The sequence below is a fragment of the Candidatus Frankia alpina genome, assembly GCF_902806485.1.
Classification (GTDB): domain Bacteria; phylum Actinomycetota; class Actinomycetes; order Frankiales; family Frankiaceae; genus Frankia; species Frankia alpina.
Window position 1 is genome coordinate 1 of sequence record NZ_CADCWT010000282.1, and the last position, 5404, is coordinate 5404.

The window sequence follows — 5404 nt, forward strand, 5'->3', positions numbered from 1 at the left end:
TGACCAGGTCGCCGCGACGGGTGTCGACTGGAGCGATGCCGACGAGGCCGCGTTCCGCGCGCCGGTCCTGGACCGTTACGCGGAGCAGGGAAGCCCGTACTATTCGACGGCCCGGCTCTGGGATGACGGGGTCATCGACCCGGCCGACACCCGTATGGTGCTGGGTCTGGGGCTGTCGGTGGCCGCCAACGCCCCACTGGAACCGATCCGATACGGCGTGTTCCGGATGTGAAGGGGTACGCGAGGGAGGCGGGTAGCTGAGGGACGACGGGTAGCTGAGGGACGTGGTCAGCCGGCGGTGAGGGGAGAACAGACGTGAGGATCAAGGGTGTCGGCCGCTGACCTTTCCGCCTCCAACCATGTGTCCGGCCAGCCGAGGGCTGCCGGTGCCGGTGCCGCTGCCGGTGGTGGTGCCGGTGGTGGTGGTGCCGGCACGCTCCGCCGGGACGTCGGGCTGGCGGGTCTGGCGTTCTCGTCCGTGCTTGTCGCGAACCGCGGCGAGATCGCCGTCCGGATCATTCGCACCCTGCGCGACCTCGGCATCCGCTCGATCGCCGTCTACTCCGACGCGGACGCCGGTGCCCGCCACGTCCGCGAGGCCGACGTCGCGGTGCGCCTGGGGCCCACGCCGGCCCGGGAAAGCTACCTCGACATCGACGCCGTGCTCGAGGCCGCGCAGGTCGCCGGTGCCCAGGCCATCCATCCCGGCTACGGTTTCCTCGCCGAGAACGCGGCCTTCGTCCGGGCCTGCGAGGCCGCCGGGCTGTTCTTCATTGGCCCGCCGGTCGCCGCCGTCGAGGTGATGGGCGACAAGATCGTCGCGCGGCGGACCGTCGCCGAGGTCGGCGTGGCCGTGGTGCCGGGGCGGTCGTCGCCTGCCATGACCGACGCCGCCATCACCGAGGCCGCGGGCCAGCTCGGCTACCCGGTTCTGGTCAAGCCGTCGGCCGGCGGCGGCGGCAAGGGCATGCGGGTCGTGCGTGCGCCGGGGGAGATGGCCGCCGCCCTCGTCTCGGCCCGCCGGGAGGCATCGGCTGCGTTCGGCGACGACGCCCTGTTCGTGGAGCGGCTCATCGCCCGGCCCCGCCACGTCGAGGTGCAGGTGCTCGCCGACATGCACGGCACCGTGCTGCACCTGGGGGAGCGCGAGTGCAGCCTGCAGCGGCGCCACCAGAAGATCGTCGAGGAGGCGCCCTCGCCGCTGCTCGACGCCCGCACCCGGGAACGGCTTGGTGCCGCGGCGGTCGCGGTGGCCGGCGCCGTCGGCTACGTCGGCGCCGGCACGGTCGAGTTCATCCTGTCCGCCGACGCGCCCGACGAGTTCTACTTCATGGAGATGAACACCCGCCTGCAGGTGGAGCACGCCGTGACCGAACTGGTTACCGGGGTGGATCTGGTCGCCGAGCAGATCCGGATCGCGGCCGGGGAGCCGCTGCGGTTCGGCCAGGCCGACGTCCGCCTCGCCGGGCACGCGGTGGAGGCCCGGGTGTACGCGGAGGACCCCGCACGCGGCTTCCTGCCGACCGGCGGGCACATCCTCGCCTTCCGCGAACCGGTGGGGCCTGCCATCCGCGTCGACGCGGGCATCGCCGCAGGCGACACCGTGGGCACCGCCTACGATCCGATGCTCGCCAAGATCGTCGCCTGGGGGCCCGACCGGCCGGCCGCGAGCGCCCGGCTCGACGCCGCGCTCGCCGCCACCGTCCTGCTCGGCGTCACCACCAACATCGGCTTCCTGCGCGCACTGCTCGGCCATCCCGACGTCGTCGCCGGCCGGCTCGACACCGATCTGGTCGAACGTGACCTCGCCGCGCTCAGCGCCGACGAACTGCCCGGCGAGGCCATCCTCGGCTACGCCCTGGCCCGGCTGCTCGCGCTGCAGCCGCTCGGCCCGCTCATCGACCCCTGGGACATCCCGTCCGGGTGGCGGCCCGGCGAACCCGCGTGGCTGAGCTGGGACGTGCTGATCCCGGGCGGCGGCACCGGCCCCGCGCGTGGCGACGGCCCGGCGGGCGACGACGGCCCCGGCGACGACGCGCCGGCTGGCAGTGCGGCTGCCGGCCTCGACGGTTCCGCCGGGAGCGGTCCCGCCGGTCGTGGGCCTGCAGGTGGGGGGCCTGCCGGTGGGGACAGCGTCGGCGGTGGCGTCGAGGAGGCCGTACCCGGACCCGGCGGTGGTTCTGGGCTTCGCTCGCGGGCCGCGACCGTGCGGGTCAGCGTCCGCGGCACGCCGGCCGCCGCGCGGATCCGCCTCGCCGACGGGCCACCGGTCGCCGCGTCGGTGCGCCAGGTCGGCGATGACCTGCTGGTCACGATCGGTTCGGTCACCACCCGGTGGGCATTCGCGTGGGCGGTGACCGAGGGCGGGCACGACCCGGCGGAGCCTCTTTCCGCGGCCGGCCCCCGTGTCCCGATCGTGGCCGCGGAGGGCTCGTTCTCCGCCGGGGAGCTGCTCTGGCTGGGGCGAGACGGCCGGGCCTGGGAGTTGGCCGAAGCGGTTCCCGTGGCCGGGGCGGATCCGGCTGCGGCCTGCGGCGGCCAGGCGCGTAGCCCCATGCCGGGAACGGTGATCGCCGTCCTCGTCGAGCCTGGTACGGCCGTCATCGACGGGCAGTCGCTGGTCGTGGTCGAGGCGATGAAGATGGAGCATCCCGTCTCGGCAGCGGCGGCCGGCATCGTCGCCGAGGTGCTGGTCCGCCCCGGCGACCTCGTCGCCCTCGACCAGGTTCTGGCGGTCGTCGCGCCGCCGCAGGACGCCGCTGGCCTGACCGCCGCGGCTCCCTGACCGCCAGGACTACCGCGGGGGGAGCCCGACCTTGCCGTCGCCGTCGCGCAGAGCCGCCATCCGGTCGACGAGCGTCGCGCGGGCCTCATCCTCGCTGAGCCCGACGAGATCCACCGATTCGACGAGACCCAGCCAGCCCGGCGGGTCACAGTGCTCGATCCGGATCGTGACCAGCCGGGTGCCGCAGCCGGCGCCCGCCGCCGGAAAGGCCTCCTGCCATTCGGCGCTGCCCGCCACCTCGCTGAGGTAGGCGGGGGAGAGCACGACGAGGGTTCACGGCACCTGGGCGACCGCGTCCGCCAGCGAGATGGTCATCCCCTGTTCGCCGCCTTCGTCGGGGTGCGGGGATTCGTCGGGGTCGAAACGCTCATCCGGGTCATCAAGGTCGGGGCACGGCAGGACGTGCCATCCCGCCGCCTCGAGATGCCAACCGATCCAGCTGGCCCACCGGGCATCGGCCCGGGAGTGGGAGAGGAGCACGTCGACGGGGAAGCCATCCGCGCCGCCGGCGACCACGGGTCCGGTCTGCTCGGAGCCGGAATGCTTCTGGGTGGGCTCCGCAACGCTGTGCTGGTCGAGGAAGGCGGCGGCGTTGGCGGCGAGGCGCAGGAACCAGCCGCGGTCCTCCTCGCGGGTCGACGCCCGGCCGTAGCAGGTCAGGGCGCAGGCGAGCAGCGACAGCGGCAGCTGGTCGCGCCACTGCTCGACGAGGCCGGCCGCCCGCGCCCATTCTTCCCCGGCGGAGCGGACCTGGCCGATGAACAGCCACAGCCACTGGGGCAGGATCGCTCCGTCGAGGTCGGGGTCGAGCAGCAGGTCGATGGTGGCGGTGCGCTGGTTGGGGGACAGCTCGACCAGCGTTCGGGCGAGGACGTGCAGCACGAGATGGGTGGGGTCGCGGGTGAGCACGGCATCGGCGGTGTAGCGCGACAGGTCGATCAGCTGGAAGGCCGCGCTCGCGTCCCTCCAGGCTGTCGGGATGAGGATGTTCTCGACGTGCAGGTCCCCGTGAGCGCGCCCGACGAACGTGGGTAGCCACACGCCGGCGCTGCGGCCGGCGTCGCGCACCAGCGCGAACGGGTTGGGCAGCGGATGATCCTCCCCTTCGACGGTGACGGTGGGCCCGGGGTGCGCGGCGGCGAGGCGGTGCAGCGGGCTGCCGGGGGCGAGGCGGTCGCCGAGTTGGCGGCGAAGGATGGCCGGCACGTCCATCGAGGGCAGCCGGGGTGGCCCCGCCCACTCGCCCAGGACGGACCGGACGACCGCGGTGCTGATCTCGGCGAAGGCAGCGGCGGCACCGGCGACGGGTCGGGGGAAGGCGGGCTGCGGGCCCTGGGGGCGGGCCGACGCCGCCGAGCCGCGCGCCGGGCGAGGCGGATGCACGACGGCGTCCAGCAGCGTGTGCAGGGTGATCGGGTCGCGCAGGCTGCCGCCGGCCACCCGCTGGAAGACGAACCAGCGCCCGTCGCCGACCGGGATGGGCTGGTGGACGGGCTCGGTGAGGTGGCGGCGGGCGAAGTCCGGGGCCTCGGCCAACGCCCGCTTGTGGTGGGCGAACTCACCGGGTTGCGGGTCCTGCGCGGTGCCCGGCGAACGATCCAGCTTCATGATCAGTTGGCGGGCGCCCTCGTGGGGATCGTCCGCCAGGACGGCGGAGACCAGGGCGGCGGATCGGCCACCGGTGAGCCAGCGGACCAGCCGAAAGGTGATTTCGGTTTGGGAACACCAGTGCCGCAGCGCGGTCACGGCGGCGTCGTCAAGCTCGGTCTGCAGTGGCTCATCCAGCCAACGGGAAGACACCATGACTCCTGGTAACACATGTTCGCGGATTGCGGATTGCGGATTGCCTCTACGGCGATGAGTGGGCTGCGCGCCGACTGGCAGGTGACGCGCCGAGAATACCGTGCCCGGAAACCCGGTTGCCGCCGGCGACCGGCGGCCGAATCGTTCGTGCAGTCGTGCAGTACTTTCCCGCCCGCCGCATACGACGCGTCCGCGGATGGGCGGGTCGCTTACCCACCGGCCCGAACCGTCGCTCGTACCTCGGACCATCGCGTACGAGGTTGTACGGATTTACCCGCGAGGTCTTTCCGGTTAGTCCGACACGCGGTTATCTGGGAGCCGCCGACGGGTTGCGGCCGCCGCAGCCGCATGATCTGCACCTCCGTGATCGACGGGGGTGGCTGATCGACGACCGCGCCCTCGGTTCGCTGCCGGAGCGGACCTACCATCGGGGGGAGGCCCGCTCCGGCGGCCGCCGCGGCCGTCAGCGCTCGCCTGGTGAATTTGTGCCGTTGTCGCAGATCTTCCCAGGCGAGGTCCGGGCCGGGCATTGCCGCCGGTGGACGGCGCGCATAGTAGCAGTCACCTTGCGGCAATATGGATTGGCCCGCCGGCACTTTCGATCAGCACACGCTGAGTGTTACGTCGCGCACTCGCCGCTTCCTGTACGACCTTGTACGGTCATGCGTGACGGCCTTTTCTCGGCGCCTCGAATGGGCTTTTCTCGACAGGCTGCAATCGTCCGTGAACGCAATGAGCCTTTCCCGGTAACGTTTTGTCGCTTTGCGTGACATCAATGGTGTGTTGGTGTGTTGGGTTTCAGGCGGTCCTGCGGTC

4 protein-coding genes are annotated in these 5404 nt (G+C 72.7%); 2 read left to right on the top strand and 2 right to left on the bottom strand.

Annotation, left to right across the window (positions count from 1 at the left end; all coding sequences use genetic code 11):
- Positions 1-232: carboxyl transferase domain-containing protein (locus tag G6R25_RS20865; RefSeq protein ID WP_328591879.1), on the top strand; the 232-nt coding region annotated here is incomplete at its 5' end.
- A 96-nt stretch (positions 233-328) separates the two neighbouring features.
- Positions 329-2785 (top strand): ATP-binding protein, encoded by a 2457-nt coding sequence (locus G6R25_RS20870; RefSeq protein ID WP_163554280.1) that lies wholly within the window; start codon positions 329-331, stop codon positions 2783-2785.
- A 9-nt stretch (positions 2786-2794) separates the two neighbouring features.
- Here the strand turns inward: G6R25_RS20870 and G6R25_RS28110 are convergent, their stop codons facing one another.
- Together G6R25_RS28110 and G6R25_RS20875 are read right to left on the bottom strand one after the other, a co-directional pair.
- A complete protein-coding gene (locus G6R25_RS28110) occupies positions 2795-3049 on the bottom strand; it encodes a toll/interleukin-1 receptor domain-containing protein (RefSeq protein ID WP_235949290.1) in 255 nt (84 codons plus the stop codon).
- A 9-nt stretch (positions 3050-3058) separates the two neighbouring features.
- The gene (locus tag G6R25_RS20875) at positions 3059-4585 is read right to left on the bottom strand and encodes a toll/interleukin-1 receptor domain-containing protein (protein WP_235949292.1); all 1527 of its coding nucleotides are present in this window, start codon (positions 4583-4585) and stop codon (positions 3059-3061) included.
- Positions 4586-5404: the final 819 nt, after the last annotated feature.